Source organism: Bacillus sp. B-jedd (assembly GCF_000821085.1).
Lineage (GTDB): Bacteria > Bacillota > Bacilli > Bacillales > Cytobacillaceae > Bacillus_D.
The window spans coordinates 3,928,145-3,944,759 of the sequence record NZ_CCXR01000001.1; the positions used below are offsets into that span (position 1 = coordinate 3,928,145).

At 39.2% G+C, this 16,615-nt stretch carries 10 protein-coding genes; 6 read left to right on the top strand and 4 right to left on the bottom strand.

The features are described from left to right. The first annotated feature begins 149 nt into the window (after positions 1–149). The 3 genes from BN1002_RS19290 to BN1002_RS19300 all read left to right on the top strand — a co-directional run bounded on the left by BN1002_RS19290 (position 150) and on the right by BN1002_RS19300 (position 6,975). A complete protein-coding gene (locus BN1002_RS19290; RefSeq protein ID WP_048827146.1) occupies positions 150–2,393 on the top strand; it encodes an SH3 domain-containing protein in 2,244 nt (747 codons plus the stop codon). 129 nt (positions 2,394–2,522) lie between these two features. Beyond that, positions 2,523–4,199 (top strand): DUF6044 family protein, encoded by a 1,677-nt coding sequence (locus BN1002_RS19295; protein ID WP_048828074.1) that lies wholly within the window; start codon positions 2,523–2,525, stop codon positions 4,197–4,199. Positions 4,200–4,746: 547 nt separating this feature from the next. After that, positions 4,747–6,975, top strand: a complete 2,229-nt coding sequence (locus BN1002_RS19300) for an SH3 domain-containing protein (protein ID WP_048827147.1) — start codon at positions 4,747–4,749, stop codon at positions 6,973–6,975. A gap of 187 nt (positions 6,976–7,162) precedes the next feature. On the opposite strand, the gene BN1002_RS19305 is transcribed toward BN1002_RS19300, so the two are convergent. The 3 genes from BN1002_RS19305 to BN1002_RS19315 all read right to left on the bottom strand — a co-directional run bounded on the left by BN1002_RS19305 (position 7,163) and on the right by BN1002_RS19315 (position 11,964). Further along, positions 7,163–9,007 (bottom strand): SPOR domain-containing protein, encoded by a 1,845-nt coding sequence (locus BN1002_RS19305; RefSeq protein WP_048827149.1) that lies wholly within the window; start codon positions 9,005–9,007, stop codon positions 7,163–7,165. A gap of 291 nt (positions 9,008–9,298) precedes the next feature. Then, positions 9,299–10,519 carry an N-acetylmuramoyl-L-alanine amidase family protein gene (locus BN1002_RS19310; RefSeq protein ID WP_048827151.1) on the bottom strand — a complete coding sequence of 407 codons (1,221 nt, stop codon included), beginning with the start codon at positions 10,517–10,519 and terminating at the stop codon, positions 9,299–9,301. 173 nt (positions 10,520–10,692) lie between these two features. After that, on the bottom strand, positions 10,693–11,964 hold the full coding sequence (locus tag BN1002_RS19315; RefSeq protein WP_048827153.1) for a serine hydrolase: 1,272 nt from the start codon (positions 11,962–11,964) through the stop codon (positions 10,693–10,695). A 188-nt stretch (positions 11,965–12,152) separates the two neighbouring features. On the opposite strand from BN1002_RS19315, the gene BN1002_RS19320 reads away from it, so the two are divergent. After that, on the top strand, positions 12,153–13,106 hold the full coding sequence (locus BN1002_RS19320) for a M14 family zinc carboxypeptidase (protein ID WP_052445659.1): 954 nt from the start codon (positions 12,153–12,155) through the stop codon (positions 13,104–13,106). 42 nt (positions 13,107–13,148) lie between these two features. On the opposite strand, the gene BN1002_RS19325 is transcribed toward BN1002_RS19320, so the two are convergent. Then, the gene (locus BN1002_RS19325; RefSeq protein ID WP_048827154.1) at positions 13,149–13,538 is read right to left on the bottom strand and encodes a hypothetical protein; all 390 of its coding nucleotides are present in this window, start codon (positions 13,536–13,538) and stop codon (positions 13,149–13,151) included. Positions 13,539–13,693: 155 nt separating this feature from the next. Here BN1002_RS19325 and tagU point away from each other — a divergent pair, with 155 nt between their 5' ends. Then, the gene (gene tagU / locus BN1002_RS19330) at positions 13,694–14,647 is read left to right on the top strand and encodes a polyisoprenyl-teichoic acid--peptidoglycan teichoic acid transferase TagU (protein ID WP_048827156.1); all 954 of its coding nucleotides are present in this window, start codon (positions 13,694–13,696) and stop codon (positions 14,645–14,647) included. Positions 14,648–15,014: 367 nt separating this feature from the next. Further along, positions 15,015–16,142, top strand: coding sequence for a C40 family peptidase (locus BN1002_RS19335; protein WP_048827157.1), 1,128 nt, complete (start codon positions 15,015–15,017; stop codon positions 16,140–16,142). The last annotated feature ends 473 nt before the right edge of the window (positions 16,143–16,615 follow it).

The following is a 16,615-nucleotide window of genomic DNA, read 5'->3' on the forward strand; positions in this document are numbered from 1 at the left end:
TGATTTCTTTTTTGTCTATTGATGTAAGAACAAAAAAAGGAGGTATTCACTGCTCTATACTTACGATTTCTATTCAGATATTTTAAAAGACAAATAAAGAAATAGAAGATTAGAGCCAATGGGAAAATGATGAATGAGGAAGTGACTAAATGAAAAAAACTAGTAAAGCCCTGGTTTTATCAACAGGCCTTTTATTAGGAAGTTCGTTGCCTTTTGTTTTACCGGAAACGGTCCATGTTGAAGCTGCCACTGTAGTTAAAATCCCTAAAACCTACTATACAACCTCTGTTAATTTAATTATGCGCACTGGAGCTGGTAACGGCTATAAAGCGATTATGACTATCCCCAAAGGAAAAGTAGTTTATTCCCAAGAACGAATTGGAAATTGGTACAGAGTTTATTACACTTATCCATACCAGGGGAAAAATATTACAAAGAACGGTTGGGTATGGGGTAGTTACTTAAAGCAATATGATCAATTTATCAACATCAGCGGAATGGACTTATCAACTAATAAACAAGCCTATTTGTATCCTAACCCGGATACGCGAAGACCCGCTCTTTTTAAAACTGCATTGGGTGCAGAACTGCGGACAACTCAAAAAGTTATAAACAGATATGGGGAGCTTCTTTACACAGTACCTTACCAAGGGAAGACCGTTTATGTTAAGTCATGGGATGTCGGCCAGCTTGTAAAGCTGTCAAAAAGAACATACTTAACAAACGATAATATCCCGTTAAGGACATGGGCAGACTGGAACTATCAATCTATTACGACAATACCAAAGGATGCTAGGCTTGTTTCAGATGCCCGCATCGGAAATTGGTATAGAGTAACTAATACTAATGGGCAAACTGGCTGGGTTTGGGGAAGCTCCTTAAGAGCATACAATATCTTTACTACAATAAATGAAACTTCCCTTATTACAAATAAGACCGCCTATCTTTGGCCAACACCTGATACTGCCAGAGCTGCTTCTTATAAAGTAACAGCAAATGTTAAATTATCTTCAAAGCAAAAAGTAGTGAACCATTATGGCGATGTACTTTATACCACATTATATAATGGAAGTACTGTTTATGTTAAAGCTGTAGATGTGAATGTAGTTTCTACTTCTACTCCCCAACCGCCGACAACTGGTTTAACCGAAACGGCTATTAGCGGCAAACTTTTTGTTACAACTTCAAACCTAAATATGAGGCAGGCTGCTGACCCAGGTGCAAGTCTTATAGTTACGATTCCAAATGCTACTTTTCTTACACCGACCCACGTGGTTTCTAATGGCTGGTATAAGGTAGCTTTTAATGGTAAAACAGGATATGTGTCTGGCGATTATATAAAAGAGGTCGTTACAGGAGATCCATTCCACCGAAATGGTTATCAATTTGTAGACTTGAGAAAGCCGTCCAAGGTTACAGCAACACAAATTAATAACTATATTGCAGCTAATTTAAATAATAGGACAAGTGTGCTGGCCGGCAAAGGGCAAGTTTTTATTAATGCGGGACAAAAATATGGTGTTAACGCACTTTATCTTGCCGCTCACGCAATTCATGAAAGCGGCTTTGGCACGTCAAATATATCATTAGGAAAGTATAACTTATTCGGTTACGGTTCATATGATGCAACTCCATTTGTAGCTTCATATCGCTTTGCCCAGGTTGATAGTGGCATAGAATATATTGCTCAAAGGATTAAATCAACTTACCTTAATCCTTCATATGGATACTATAAAGGTGCCTATTTAGGATTCAGTACTAAAACAGTTGATAAAAACACCCGAGTGGATGCGAATAGTGAAGGCATGAATTTTTATTATGCGAGCGATCCAAAATGGGGCCAAAAGATAGCAGCCCATATGCAAAAGATTCTCCCATACAATAAGGCTGACTATGATAACGTTGCGGCAAATACGACAGTTCCAGTCAATCCTGGTATTCCGGCTGGATTAGATACATTCCCTGCAAATATAATAGCCTTTGCTAATAGCACCATAAACTTAAGCAGCCAAAAAGGCGGGGCAACTGTAATAACAATTCCAGCAGGCAAACAATTTACTTTGCTTGAAAAACATAATGACTATTGGGTAAAGGTTAATTATAATGGAATTATTTACTGGACAAAGCCAAGGTTTGATGTTTATAAAAACTATTTATCTGTTAAAAACTTAGGAAGAGTAACAGCGACTTCCCTTAATATTAGACCAACAGCTTCTACATCATTAGCTCCTATCGGAACCTTTACACTTAATCAATATGTTCAGCTTCAGGTTGATGCCACAAATAACCCTATCACGAAGATAAATGAAGGCATTACCTGGATTTTCGTAAAGACTGCTGATGGAAAAGATGGCTGGGTAAGCACCTCTTATATTGCCAAAGAACTTCAATAAGTTTAAAAAGGAAAGGCTGACGCCTTTCCTTTTTTACTGCGCAAATACGGAAAATAATGGATAATTTTAATGGTTGGAGGAATAATAGAGCAAGACTGTTACTTTATTATGGGAGTGAGAGATTTAACCATGAGCATAGAAAGGAAAAGAGAAAGACTACAAATAGTAATTGCTTTACTCTTTATAACCCTTTATTTATCTCCATTATTTTTTCTTAAGGAAAATGCCCATATACGAATCCATGATAATCTTGATTCCAATATTGCCTGGTATAAAGTCCTTGTAAATAGCGGAGAAACCTTCGGACCAGTTGATTCAACTATTCCACAAATTATAAATGGTAAACTTTCACGAAATGCATTCGGACCAGAACTTAGCGGTATAGTTCTCCTCCATGCATTACTGCCTACTATTACTGCATATGCTGTGAGCCAGGCGATTACAAGGTTTGTTGCATTTATCGGGATGTATCTATTTTTAAAAAGCTACATAATAAAAGATCCAAATCGGCATTGGGTTGTTACTGCTGTCGCTGCGGCTTTTGCGCTTACCCCTTTCTGGCCTTCAGGAATGCTTAGCACGCTAGGCATGCCGCTGGCCGCTTGGGCTTTATTAAATATTAGAGCCGGTGAGAAAAGGCTGATTAACTGGTTGATCTTGTTGCTTCTACCTCTTTATTCAAGTTTTGTTTTAGGCTTTTTTTTCTTTATCGTGGCAGCTGGATTCTATTGGTTAGTTGATTCAATAAGGAGAAAAACATGGAATATTCGATTTATACTAGCACTAGTATTTTTAACAGCTATGTTTATGCTTGTAGAATACAGGCTAGTGTATTCTTTTATTTTTGACCATGAACCAAATAGCCGGGATGAATACTTTCATGCCCGACTTACCTTTTTACAATCTGCCTGGCTTGCCGTGAGAAATTTCGGACTTGGCCATAACCATGTTATGACAGTTCACAGCCTATTTATCATGGGGGCTATCATTATTGCCCTTCTTATTATTTTTGAAAAAAAAAGCTGGCAAAAAGAAAAGCTATTTTTGGGGCTGCTCATTTTAAACGGAGCATTATCTATATGGTATGCCTTTTGGTTTTACAAGGGCTGGCTACCACTTACGGAAAGGTTCCACTTTCTAGATACCTTTAACTTTGCCCGGTTTCATTTTCTTCGCCCGTTTGTCATTTATACCAGCTTTGCACTTGCCCTAAGGATTATGGCAGAAGCCGATGTATCATGGAAAAAGACAGCAGTTGTCCTTGCTGCAGGCCAAATTGCTGTTTTATTTCTGGCAAATGATGAATATCTCCACCGAGATAAGCCAACGTACAAACAGTTTTATGCGGAGAAACAATTTAAAGAAATCGCCAAATACATAGGAAAGCCGAAAGAAGATTATCGAGTTGTTAGCATTGGTATTCATCCAGCCATCTCTCAATATAATGGTTTCTATACCCTTGATACGTACAATAATTTTTATCCTCTGACCTATAAATATGAGTTCCGGAAGATTATTGAAAAAGAGCTGGCAAAAAATAAAACGATTACCAAGTATTTTGATACGTGGGGCGGAAGATGTTATATTTTCACTGCTGAACTAGGAAAGCGGTATATGTTTAAGAAGGACTATGCAGGCTCCCTAAAGAATCTTGAACTGAATACAGACCATTTTAAAAAAATGGGCGGAGAATACATCTTTTCAGCATTGCCAATTAGAAATGCAGAACAAAATCGCCTTAAACTTGAACGAACATTCGAATCAAGTGAATCCGCCTGGAAAATTTACTTATATAGAACCTATTAATTGGCACCGCCCTCAAGATTCGCCACCATCAAAAGCTTCTCTAAATTGGTTTTGCAAAGGTGATTCAAAACAATATAAAAAGGGATTCCTTAAGAACTTTTTAAGGAATCCCTTTTTTAATCGTTAATTTTATACAATTCTTTCTTCTAATCAAAAACAGGATCAGACAATTAAATAAGAAAATATATAATAAATTTTGGCATGGAAATACGGGGTACTATATGACAGGACATTTTTATATTTCTAATTTAATGGAGCACTAAACAGTATTTTCTATAATAGCAACTATTTCAATTCTACAAAACTAAAAAATAAACTAGGTAATTTCTCTCATTTTATAGAATTTAGAAAGTTAATTTGTAATAAATGTTTACTTTATTTTGATTTCATCCGATAATTATATTATATTTTTTCATTTTTTGACAGCAAAAGACATTGCCAGGGGAAATACTGCTCTAATTAAAACACTATTAGACAGTTTTCGTATCACCGCTTGAAATAGAAACTTAGAGCCATAGGGAAAATGAAGAAGGAAGTGATTAGTTAAATGAAGGTCGGTAAAGCACTATTTTTGTCTACAGGGCTCTTACTGGGAAGCAGTGCACCTTTTTTAATAACGGAACCAACATCTGTTGAGGCCGCCACTATTGTTGCAATCCCAAAGACAACCTATCAAACCAAGGTGAACGTTGTGATGCGAACAGGAGCTGGTACGAGCTATAAGTCTGTAATGACTGTACCAAAAGGAAAGCTGGTATCAAGTCAATCACGGATTGGAAACTGGTATAATATTTCTTATACCTATTCCTATCTTGGTAAAAACGTCACAAAGAGCGGATATGTTTGGGGAAGCGATCTATTAGCTTATGATCAGTTTACATCTATAGCTACTATGAATCTTTTAACCAATAAGGCTGCTTATCTCTACCCTACCCCTGATACTCGTAGGCCTGCCTCGTTTAAAACTGTTATGAATTCCGAGTTGTCTACAAACCAAAAAGTAGTCAATCGATATGGTGAAACACTTTATACTGTCTATTACAGCGGACAAAAAGTTTACGTTAAATCTCCTGATGTTGGACAGCTTGTGAAACTGAAGCCTAGGAATTATGTTTCCACAACGGACAATAATCCCTTGCGTACATGGGCTGGCTCGGGTTACCCGTCTATTTACAGCGTTCAAAAAGGTGCTGTACTTGCATCAGATGCGCGCATTGGTAATTGGTACAGAGTTACTTATGCAGTCAATGGAAGTACAAATATGACAGGATGGATTTGGGGAAGCTCTTTAGCAGCTAACATTACCTATACACCAATCCCCCAAGCTGCACTATCTACTAATAAAACAGCCTATCTATGGCCGACACCAGACACTGGTGGCCCTGCCAGCTTTAAAGTTGCTATTGCGACCAACCTGGTTTCATCACAAAAATTGATCAATCAGTACGGCGAGCCGCTTTACACGGTTTCATATGGCGGTAAAACCGTTTATGCAAAAGAAGTAGATGTAAATATTAATACTGCCGTATTGACAGAAACTCCTATCAGCAATAAAACGTTTGTGACATCAGACAATCTCAACTTAAGAAGTTCAGCATCTACTAATGGCTCGATTCTAACAACTATCCCAACAGCTGCTTTCGTTTATCCATCAGCTGTCGTTTCTAACGGCTGGTACAAACTTTCTTCTAATGGTCAAACAGGATATGTTTCCGGGGATTATATTAAAGAAGTATCGACTGGATATTCTGTAAATAGGGATAGTTATCAGTTTGTGGACCTTCGCAAGCCATCATCTGTAACGGCAACCCAAATTAATGCCTATATTGGTCTGGGTGGAGTCCTTTCAGGAAAAGGGCAACTTATTATTGATATTGCCAACAAATATGGTCTTAACTCTCTCTACCTTGCAGCTCATGCCATCCATGAAAGTGGATTTGGAAAATCGGAAATTGCTTACGTAAAATATAATCTGTTTGGCTATGGCGCTTACGATGCAACTCCGTTTGTTGGAGCCCACCGGTTTGCCAGTATTGACCAGGGAATCGAATATATTGCAAAAAAAATGAAAGCAACATATCTGAATCCTAGTTACAAATATTATAAGGGTCCATATTTGGGATACAGCACAAAAACAGTTGTAACTAATACTCGTGTCGATGCAAATAGTGAAGGCATGAACTTCTACTATGCAAGCGATCCATATTGGGGCCAAAGAATTGCTAGCCATATGCAAAAAATCCTGCCTTATAATAAGGCGGAATATGATAAAGCCCAAGTTAGCACCTCTGTTCCTGCTGATCCAGGAATTCCTAGCGGGGCAGATTACTTCCCTCCCGGGGTACTTGCTGTAGCAAAACAGGTTCTAGCTGTATCTGCCAATAAGGGCGGTGCAACCTTGACGAATATATCTATTCCTGCCAACGGAACATTTGAAATTCTTGAAAAACATAATGATTACTGGGTTAAATTGAAATACAATGGGACAGAATATTGGACAAACAAAATATCATTCTCCCAGTATAAAAACTTTATTTCTGTGATAAATTTAGGCCGCGTTTATAACGTCAATGATTCACTAAATATCCGGAGCGGGGCTTCTACTGCCTACAGCATCATCGGCAGCTATAATAGAGGTGACTATGTATACCTGCAACTTGATGCAAATGGCAAAGTGATTACTCAACTTAACGGAACAACCCCCTGGTACAAAGTTAAAGTTGGTACTCTGGATGGCTGGATCAGTTCTGCATATATAATAAGAGAACTACAATAAATATTAGGAAAGGAACGCGAAAAAATGCGTTCCTTTTTCTTTACTGCCACTTCTCCTTTATATTTATTTTGTTATGTTAGATGACTCTATTACCAAAGCCACTCTCACTATTTCGTTTAAATAGTTTTATCTCATTTAGATAAAATACCCCCACAGAACTAAAAGTCCTCTGGGGGCAGCAAGTGAATTACGGATAGTAAATGATTTTCTGAACGGGGACGCCAATCCCTTTAACCTTCGCGACTCCGGCATCTGCTTCAGATTTAGTTAGGAATTTTCCCATATTAACTTTATAGCTGGATGCTGTATAGCCAAGGTCTTTATATAGTACCCATCCAGTCTTCACCTTTAACTTGTTGTAAACAGAATCGATTGTTGCTCTTCCAGTAATTTCATTGGAAAGAATATAATATTTCATAGTTCCTGATATTACTATAGGTTTAATTGTCCCTTTTGCACCTGTTATACTCTGAAATTTGGTTAATGAACCCTGTGCCGTTGTATAAGAATTGAATGTGCCTGTCCTTAGGTTATACACGGTATCTTTATAAACAACCCAACCAGTTTGGGATTTTAACTTGGTGTAAAGTTGATTCAGCTTTGTCTCGCCGGCAATATTGGAAGACAGAATATAGTACTTTGCCCCTGTCTTATAAACCGTGCCGTTTATTCCAGTGCTTTTTTTGAAGCGAGTTAAGGCACTTTTTGCTACTGCTGAGGAATTAAATGTACCTGTCCGCAATCGGTATAAATTTTGTTTTCCTAAAGGTTCAGTTTGTGTTGGATATTTCAGATTGGCAGCTACTTTTGTGCCAGCATTATTCGCCTCATCAAAAGTCTTATATGCGTTTTCAATTCGGTGGTATCCATAAATGGATTGCAGATTGATGACATACGAATTCTTATCTAATAAATTTGTGGAAGATATATTCAAAAATTGGTTGTTTAATACTTTTACTCCATTAATAGGGGCCCCAGTTCTGCCGCTCAGTTTTATAGCTTTTAAGCCAATATTGGTGAATTTGTTTTTCTCAATGACAATATTTTTTATTCCTTCCGAAACATTCATCTGTTGACCGAAGGCATTAACTGTATGATAGCCAACATATGGCACATAGATTTCAACCGCGTTACTTGCGATGTTTTGAAATTGATTCCCTTGAATTTTCACATTTGACCAGGCAAATCCGTAAATTGCTTCGCGGCTCATTCCATCAAACACATTATTAGTAACAGTAATATTGTCATATTGCCTTCCATAAACAGCTGTATGACTCCCGATCCCTCTCCCCCACGCAGTAAATCCCGGAGTGGATGAAGCCCCAAAATAATTATTCGTTACTGTAACATTCCTTGTCTGGGTACTGTCCCAGGAACCAAAGCTGGAAAAGGAATCTGCTGATCTGATTACGTCTACCTGTACTGCCTCAGAATAGGAACGGGTCGTTGAGTTATCTTTAAATCCAAGGAATTTATTATTTTGAATAAGGACTGAGCCAACACCTGCCAAATCAGCGGCATGGCTATTGATAACATTTAAGAACGTTCCATTCTGAATAACTACATTCTCTGCATGCGCAAATGAAAAGATATTTGCACTACAAGCCGTATTTTCTGAATTGGCAACCCAGATTCCACCATCAATAATAAAATTTGAATTACCGCCATATCCAGTAAAGCTGTCTACCCTTGTGCCATTCAGCATCATGGAACCCATATGGTTTCTTGTAAATACCGTGTTAGGGCTGGTTTTCAAGTAGGTATCTTTATAAATGAAAAGAGACTTATTAAGGATAAAATTACCCTCAGGTACAATTACTTTTATGGGTGTCCTACTTGTTTTTGCCTCATTTAATCCCTGTTGGATTTTCACTGCCGGGTCTTCTCCCGGTGAAATTTCAATATTAATATCCTTGTATCCCCTTCCTAATACATTTATCGAAGTATTGGCTTGGTACCTTTTTGCAGCCCCTGGCATTACTGCTAAGATCAAAATAATTGCAATTATTTGAACGAAAATCTTTTTCCCCACTTTTTATCACCTTGATGTCTTTATTTTTTGGCGAATAGACACAGCTTTTCTATTTCTCTACGTTTTTCTGATGAATAGGTAAAGCTTATTGTTTTCTACCCAAAGTCTAACGCTTTTTATATTTTACCATTTTATCCCACTTGGTATTAGTCTTTTTTTCTGAATTTGTTGGTAAGTACCCTGATAACGTTTTAGTTTCAAATAAATTTAATTAGTTTTTTTAATAGAACTAAAGAAGTTGCCAACTTAGATATATTCTCTAGTTGACAACTTCTTTTTTTATCTCTTCATTTATCTCCTAAGAAAGTAATTAAACAACCCATCATAAGCGCCTTGGACGGCATTATTTTGGAACGTAGCAGTGGAAACAATCTTCTCTTCATAGGGATTCGAGATGAAGCCGAGCTCAAGCAATGCGGCTGGACGTTTGTTTTCTCTCAATACATGGTAGTTGCCATATTTCGTACCGAGGTTCTTCATCTTTGTCTTGGCAATGATAGCATTTTGCATACTCGAAGCTAATGCATAGTCTTTTGCAGAGTTATAATAAAATGTCATTATACCCGAGCTTGTCCGGTTAAGAGCGTTATAGTGGATACTGACAAACGCATCAGCCAGATTCTGGTTACTGAGGGTCACTCGGTTGCCCAGTGTTAAATATACATCTGTACTACGGGTATAAATAACCCTTGCGCCGGCTTTTTGCAAAACTGAACCTAACTGCAGGGCGGTCCTCAATGTCAGCGTTTTTTCATAATACACAGCGCCAACTGCTCCGCTGTCATAGCCTCCATGCCCAGCGTCAAGCACAATCACTTTCCCCTTAAGGACAGCAGCCGGATCGACCAGCAGAGTCGCGGTAATCCAACCTGTAACACCATTTGCCTTTTTAACCTGGATCCAGCCGTCCTTCTGGCTAATCTTGTCATAATAGGTTCCGGCAGTTTCAGAAGATATTATGGCATAGGTTGTTCCCGGACCTTTCCGGAGACTTGTATTTGCTTTCAATACTACTTTAGGATAAACGACAGCAGGTGCTGTCTTAGCGATATAGGAAGAAGAAACCCATCCACTCAGGTTTTTTGAAGGGACAGTTACTTTCAGCCAGCTTCCATCTGCGCCTTGAACGGTTACAGAAGTGCCTTTAGGAATGGCGCCAACGACTGCACTTGTTGCGCTTGCGGATTGCCGAACATTTAAACTGCTGGCGGTGACATAACCTGTCCAGGTGACCGCAGCCAGGTATTGCGTTGATACCCATCCTTTCAAGGTTCCCGATGAAACCATTGACCAGCCATTTTTCTGTTCAAGAACAGTGACAACCTGGCCACTTTTTAAAGAACCAACAACCTGATAAGCTGTACTGCCTCCGGACCGGACATTCAATGAACTAGCTGTTACCTTGGCCTGAAAGGAATAAGCCGCCTCCGCATTGTTTTGTCCTAAGGTAAAAAAGAATGAAAACAGGACGACGAAACTCACCAATATTTTTGCTAAACGCGAAACTTTCACTCACTTTTCCCACCTTTTGTCTAATCTTGTATGTTTTTGAAAGTTCTCTTCCACTATAAACCAAAAAGTTGACAAAAAAGAGGGTAAAAAGTCCCGAAATATTACTGGTTAAGTTAGTAAATAAAGGAAAAAAGCATCCGCCTATTTATTTTGCGGATGCCCTTCTTGTTTGATTATGGAGAAGGCTGGACTGGAACAGCGATATCAGCCTTCTTAATATATCCTTTCCTACCTGCTACTTCTATCAAATAATGGTCAGCAGTTTCCCCGTAAATGAATATTTCAATTCCTTTAAAGAGGGTACCCAATTGCCCCCCTCCCCCTGGAGAGCTTTGAATGGCTGCATTCTGAGCGGTTGTCATAATTGAATTATTCTGCGGGATGGTTATAAACTGCTCACTTGGAACTCCAGGTGAAACCGCTGCTATAATCAATTTCCGTTCAATATAGGCAGTTCCCTTTCCGAAGCTGATGACGGCCCACTCTCCCTGAATGGATTTGACTTTAAAATCCATTTTCGCCATAAGGGCCCCGATAGCCTGTCCTTTTGCAGGTTTAAGATAAACTGGTGTATCCGCCTTTGTTCGGAAAATTATTGCCGCTTCTTTCGCTTTATGGTGTTTATGAACAATGGAAGCAATTCCAGCTATGACTCTTTGAGACTTCTCATAGGATATATTTTTGGTCATAACTGATAGAGTATAAGGCGTTTTATCATAAATAACGGCGACATCATTATAAATTTTAGAGTCGGGTATCATTCCAACCTTATGAGCAATCGGAATTCCTGGTATTCCCTTCGGGATGGTTGTGTTATAAACAGTTTTCCTTAAATACCCGTCCAGTTCTTTTCCAAGTGGATGTACTTTCGAGAAATTGTACAGCTTTTTCGCATATATAGCCAAATCATTCGGTGAAGTCAGATTTTGTCCATTCGGATAGGCATTCTTCGCGCCAAGGCTTTTCATATAGGTGATGAAATTAGCCTTCCCGACCCTTTCCCTGAGCATAATAAAGGCAATGTTATCACTGTGGACCATGGCTTTTTGCACAAGGTCGCGGATCGTATAAGACGTACCAACCTTCTGATAGCGGATGACCCCGCTGCCGCCATAATAGTGGTACTTTTTATAAACAAGCTTCTGATTCAGATTCAATTTCCCCTTGGAGGCAAGCTCCATCACATAGATGGCAAGCGGCAGCTTGATGGTGCTAGCTGCCCTCCCCGATAACGCACTGCCCACTGTGTAAGTATCTCCCGTGACGAGATCCTCATATTTGAGAGTGACTGTTCCTCCCGCTGACTTGATATACTTATTCAGTTCCGGAGCAAGTTTGGCCGAGAAGTTTTGCTGCGCTGTAACAAGCCCGGCCGCGGAGGCCTCGCCAGGCAAAAAAATAGAGACTACCAGGATGACTGACAAGATGATTTTGCCGATTCTCATTTTCTCCCCATTCCTTTTTCTGTGAAATATCTATCTAACTTTTATTCTAACAAGAAATCCCATTTACGAATACATATTTTTACATTATTAGTCAAAAAACTACTATTTTACCATCTTTATAATAGACGCTTCTGTTATAATGTTTACTAGATACATAGCAAATTACATACACCAGAGGGAAAAAACCTTTGCGGAAAGTAAAATTACTCATCATCGCCGTCTTTTTTCTGTTTTCAGGATTTTCATTTCTAAAAAACAGCACGGCAGCAGGCATTATTGTCAACCCAAATCAGGTCTATTCCTTTGCAAAAATGACAGCTGACATCAGCAGGCTGAAGAATGCCTATCCCGATTTAATTCAAGTAAGTATCATTGGAAAGTCAGAGTACGGCAGGAACCTCTATGCCATTGGGCTTGGGAAAGGGCCTGCCACAACATTCATCAACGGTGCCCACGATGCACGGGAATGGATGACGACCAATTTAAACATGTACATGATCAATCAATATGCTGAAGCGTACGCCAACGACAAAGCTATCGTCGGCTATAGTGCCCGCTCCGTTTTAACTTCGGCCACCATCTGGTTTGTCCCCATGGTCAATCCGGACGGTGTCACTCTCCAACAGGAAGAATTAAGAGCATTCCCGAAAAGCCTCCATCCTTCCCTTATAAAAATGAATCAAGGGAGCAAAAATTTTAAACGTTGGAAGGCAAATGCGACAGGGATAGATTTAAACAGACAGTACAATGCCGGCTGGAAAGACATTAAAAGCCCTAAGGTGCCTAAATACAAGGATTATAAAGGCAAGGCTCCGGAAAGCGCGGCTGAAGTAAAGGCGATCCTGAAATTCGTCAACCAGATCAATCCCGAAATGGCGGTCGCTTACCACAGCAGTGGAAAAATTCTTTACTGGAATTATAACTTGGCTGGAAGCAGATATACCCGCGACCTTGCCTACGCAAAAAAGATCGGGTCTATGACGGGCTACAGACTAATCTATCCGGAATGGAATCCATCCGGAGGAGGATTTACAGACTGGTTTATCAATTCAAAGAAAAAACCGGGCTTTACTCCTGAAATCTCAAAGTCCGTCTATGAAGCAAACGAGGAACAGGAACCCTCATCAGAGCCACCGAAATAATGACTACGGGCATCTGCAAAACTGCAGATGCCCGTAATTTAGCTATTTGGAAAGAAACTTTTTTATCAGCAAATAGATTCCTTTTAGTGCCAGGAAAATTGCAAAAAACAAAAGGAAACCCCACAGGCTGACAATTGCATCATTGAAATCCATCTCTCCGCGCCCGGTAATTTTCTGCTGGATTTCAATAGCAAAAACAATTACCAGAATCACAGTAAACGTGTAAATAAATGAAATGGCTGTTAAGCTATACTGTGCCAGCACCTTGAATACCAGGTGTACTGCGAAGAAAGTAAGGATGCCTATTATACCGAATACCCAAAGATGCAGGTCCTTATCAGACATATTCCAGCCAGCCTGCTGCGTAAAGGCATTAATAGCATCATGAAGGGTATTCACGATGTCTGCAAGTAATTTAATAAAATCTTTCATAAAATTTCCTCTCTCTTTTACTAATTTATCCTTTATAATAGTATAGCGGAACAGAAACCTTTTTTGTCGAAATCTCGTCTAATTATTGGGCTGCAGTTCAGCCTTCTTTATAATCCGGCTTTTTGGAATAACCTATCACTTAGGAGGACTAATAAATGAGTTCACGTCTTGAAGCAAAAAAGACAGTTAAAAAGAAAAGAAAATGGGTAAAAGTGCTGCTAATTTCCTTCCTCGTCTTATTTTTAGGAGTCGGCGCTTATGTGTATTCAATCTATCACTCTCTAAATAATGCGGTTGATACGATGCATCAGAAAATCGACAGAAAATCCGATAAAAGAAATACCGCACTATCAATAAAAGATGGCGATCCGTTTTCAGTTTTGCTACTCGGTGTCGACCAGCGCAAAAATGATCGTGGCCGTTCGGATTCAATAATTGTTCTTACTATTAATCCAAATAAAAACTCAGTTAAAATGTTAAGTATCCCCCGGGATACAAGAACTGAAATTATTGGCAGGGGCACACAGGATAAAATTAACCATGCTTACGCTTTTGGTGGAGTTGAAATGTCCATGGATACCGTTGAACATTTCCTCGATATTCCAATAGATTATTTTGTTCAGGTTAACATGGAGGGTTTTCAGGATATTGTTAATGCTGTAGGCGGTGTTAAAGTCCAAAACAATTCAGCTTTTACGTCTCAGGGTGTAAATTTTGCCCAGGGCGAACTTAATCTGAATGGTAAAGAAGCACTGGCTTATACACAGATGAGGAAGCAGGATCCTAGAGGGGACTTTGGGAGACAGGAACGGCAACGGCAAATAATTCAGGGGATTATTAGAGAAGGCGCTTCTTTAAAAAGCTTGGCAAACTATGGTGATATCTTTGAGGCCTTGGGGAATAATGTCAGAACAAATTTGACTTTTGATGAAATGATGACTATTCAAAGTAAATATAAATCAGCTGCGAAAGACATACAGCAAATCGAATTGAAAGGCCAGGGCGTCATGCTCGGACCGGAAGAAAAGAAAATCTATTACTATCAGGTGCCTGATGGAGAAAAAGAAAAAGTGCAATCTTTACTGAAAGAGCATTTAAAAGGAGCTTAATAGAGTCTTAGCTGTCGCGAGCGCCCTTCGCGGCAGCTTCTTTTTTGTGCCCTTTTCGTTATGTCGCAGAATAATAGGTTATAGAGTTTCATTCCCCGAAAGCCCTCGTTGAATAGCCCACACATCCATAAACACAATAATCCCTTTGATACAAAAGCCCTGCTCTTTCACGATCATCTTAACGACATAGTTCCCTGCCGTTAGACCATCTTTCTCGAAAATCCGACTTGAATATAGCAGTTTTAGAATATTTAAATTTCAATTGAATATGAGCAATTTGCGAAAAATGTCCAAAAATATCAAAATACGGCACAAATCCCTTTATTTATATGATAAAATATCCATAATACTAAAAATACCAGGGGTGATGATTAAAGTGAAAGGTAAAGTAGCCGCCGCAGTTGCCTCGGTTGCCATTCTGTCTGCCGCCTATTCCACACATACTTCCGCTTCAACTACTCAATACATAGTCAAAAAAGGCGATACACTGTCAAAAATCGCACTTACATACAAAACGAATGTGAAAGAGTTAAAGACAATTAATGGGTTAACATCGGATTTAATTTTTATTAATCAGAAGCTGGCGGTCCCTTCATCTGAAAAACAAACTATAACAATTAAGCCTGCCGCTGTGCCTAAGGCACCTCCTGCCAATCCAGCAGTGCAAACAACAGGAGCGGTCTATACGGTTGTAAAGGGCGACTCACTCAGCAAAATTTCCAGTTCCAAGAAAACAACTGTCGCCAACCTAAAAAAATGGAATAACCTGAAATCGGATTTGATTCGGATTGGGCAAACGCTTTATGTATCTGATCCTGCAGCAGCAAAGCCGGTCACACCAGCTAAGCCGCCAGCACCGGTGCCGCAACCAACAGCACCAAAGCAGCCTGTCACCCAGCCGCCTGTCCAGCCAGTACCAGCAGGACCACCAACAACACCTGCCGCTCAAACCTATACTGTGAAAAACGGGGATACATTAGGTAAAATCAGCCTTCAGTTCAAAACAACAGTATCCGAACTCAAAAAACTGAACAATTTAACTTCCGATTTCATACGTGTCGGCAAGGTTCTGAAGTTGCCTGCCAATGTTCAAGCGCCGGTTATTTCCTCTCCCGCACCTGCACCAGCAGAAGGAGATGCGGCAGCCCTCCTCGCCATCGCGAAGAGTCTAATGGGGGTCTCTTATGTTTGGGGAGGCTCCACGTCAAGCGGATTTGACTGCAGCGGCTTTATCTACTATGTTTTTAACCAGGCTGGAAAAAAAATGAACAGGTATTCCTCTGAAGGATATTACAACCGATCCTACTATGTAGATGTACCCAAACCTGGAGACCTTGTATTCTTTGAAAATACGTATAAAAAAGGAATCTCCCACGTCGGCATCTATGTCGGGGATAATCAGTTCATCCATGCATCCGAAAAAGGGGTTGTGATCACCAGCCTTAATCAGCCATACCATAAGGAACACTTTGAAAGTTTTAAACGATTCTACTAAAAAATGATGGTGAACGATTTGATACCATCATTGGCTTAACTGTAAACTAGAAAAAACTCTATAAAATTGTTGATAATTCCCAGGTTAATTTGAAGCGATTTTAGAATAATGTAAATAACGGTTGAAGTGGTTACTAACATTATCTCCTATTACTTATCTTTGAATGGTCCATTCTCAAAAGGAGAGCAAGAACCTAATGGAAAGGAAACTATCGTACTCCAAAATGAGGAAGGATATCCTAAGTTGAGATTTTGATAGATGGGAACTCCAGCGCCAAATCATTTAATGATTCATTCGTGGTTACTGTACAAAATAAATATAAGTCAGCAGCCAAAATATTAAACTGGTTGAACTTTAAGGTAAGACCTATTTTATAAATTAGATTATTTATTCAAAGATGCTGAATAGGAACAATCTAAAACAATATCAATTTAAAATAATATTTACGAGTTATTTTTACGATTAAAATTAAA

Coding starts and splice junctions, on each gene's coding strand:
- BN1002_RS19290 (WP_048827146.1), top strand. CDS start 150: ATGAAAAAAACTAGTAAAGCCCTGGTTTTATCAACAGGCCTTTTATTA.
- BN1002_RS19295 (WP_048828074.1), top strand. CDS start 2,523: ATGAGCATAGAAAGGAAAAGAGAAAGACTACAAATAGTAATTGCTTTA.
- BN1002_RS19300 (WP_048827147.1), top strand. CDS start 4,747: ATGAAGGTCGGTAAAGCACTATTTTTGTCTACAGGGCTCTTACTGGGA.
- BN1002_RS19315 (WP_048827153.1), bottom strand. CDS start 11,964: ATGAGAATCGGCAAAATCATCTTGTCAGTCATCCTGGTAGTCTCTATT.
- BN1002_RS19325 (WP_048827154.1), bottom strand. CDS start 13,538: ATGAAAGATTTTATTAAATTACTTGCAGACATCGTGAATACCCTTCAT.
- tagU (WP_048827156.1), top strand. CDS start 13,694: ATGAGTTCACGTCTTGAAGCAAAAAAGACAGTTAAAAAGAAAAGAAAA.
- BN1002_RS19335 (WP_048827157.1), top strand. CDS start 15,015: ATGATTAAAGTGAAAGGTAAAGTAGCCGCCGCAGTTGCCTCGGTTGCC.